Source organism: Cupriavidus sp. 01T418 (assembly GCF_056398885.1).
The window spans coordinates 1-1,454 of record NZ_JBFTQG010000110.1 but is presented as its reverse complement, the minus strand read 5'-3'; the positions used below and the strand labels follow the sequence as shown (position 1 = coordinate 1,454).

Here is a 1,454-nt window from a genome sequence, read left to right as displayed (position 1 = left end):
GCGCTGGTGCAGGTCGCCAGCGCGGACAACGACACGCTGCACGGCTATGCCACGGCGGACACGCTCTTCGGGCTGGCTGGGGACGACACGCTGTACGGGTATGCTGGCAACGACACGCTCGATGGTGGCGATGGTGCCGACACGCTGTATGGCGGTGCCGGCGACGACACGCTGTTGGGTGGCGCACAGAACGACACGCTCAATGGCGAGGCCGGGGACGATGTGCTGCTCGGCGGCGAGGGCGATGACAGGCTGTCCGGTGGTGGCGGCAATGACACCCTGGATGGCGGTGTGGGCAACGACTCACTCGATGGTGGCACGGGCAACGACGTCTATCTGTTCGGCCGCGGCTCGGGCAAGGACACCATCTCCAGCGCTGACACCACGGCAGGCAAGCAGGATGTCATCCTGCTGGGCAATGGCATCACCACCGATGATGTGAAGGCAACGCGCGACGGCAACAACCTGGTGCTGACCCTCAAGGGCAGCGCCGATATCCTCACTGTCGCCAACTACTTCCACAACGACGCCACCTACGGCTACCAGGTCGAGCAGATCCGCTTTGCCGATGGCGCGATGTGGGATGTGGCGGCCATGAAGGCGCTGGTGCAGGTCGCCAGCGCGGACAACGATACGCTGCACGGCTATGCCACGGCGGATACGCTCTTCGGGCTGGCTGGGGACGACACGCTGTATGGGTACGCTGGCAACGACACGCTCGATGGTGGCGACGGCGCCGACACTCTGAATGGCGGTGCCGGCGACGACACGCTGTCGGGTGGCGCACAGAACGACACGCTCAACGGCGAGGCCGGTGCCGACGTGCTGCTCGGCGGCGAGGGCGATGACCGGCTGTCCGGTGGTGGCGGCAATGACACCCTGGATGGCGGTGCAGGCAACGACACGCTCGATGGCGGCACCGGCAACGACGTCTATCTGTTYGGCCKCGGCTCGGGCAAGGACACCATCTCCAGCGCYGACACCACGGCAGGCAAGCAGGATGTCATCCAGCTGGGCAATGGCATCACCACCGACGATGTGAAGGCCGTGCGCGAAGGCAACAACCTGGTGCTGACCCTCAAGGGCAGCGCCGATATCCTCACTGTCGCCAACTACTTCCACAACGACGCCACCTACGGCTACCAGGTCGAGCAGATCCGCTTTGCCGATGGCGCGATGTGGGATGTGGCCGCCATCATGGCGCTGGTGCAGGTCGCCAGCGCGGACAACGACACGCTGCACGGCTATGCCACGGCGGACACGCTCTTCGGGCTGGCTGGGGACGACACGCTGTATGGGTACGCTGGCAACGACACGCTCGATGGCGGCGACGGCGCAGACACTCTGAATGGCGGTGCCGGCGACGACACGCTGTCGGGTGGCGCACAGAACGACACGCTCAACGGCGAGGCCGGTGCCGACGTGCTGCTCGGCGGCGAGGGCGATGACCGGGG

General features: G+C 66.2%; 1 protein-coding gene. It reads left to right on the top strand.

Going from position 1 to position 1,454, the window contains the following annotated elements; genetic code table 11:
* Positions 1-1,454: calcium-binding protein (locus AC1DQ3_RS36415; protein ID WP_477124935.1), on the top strand; the 1,454-nt coding region annotated here is incomplete at both ends.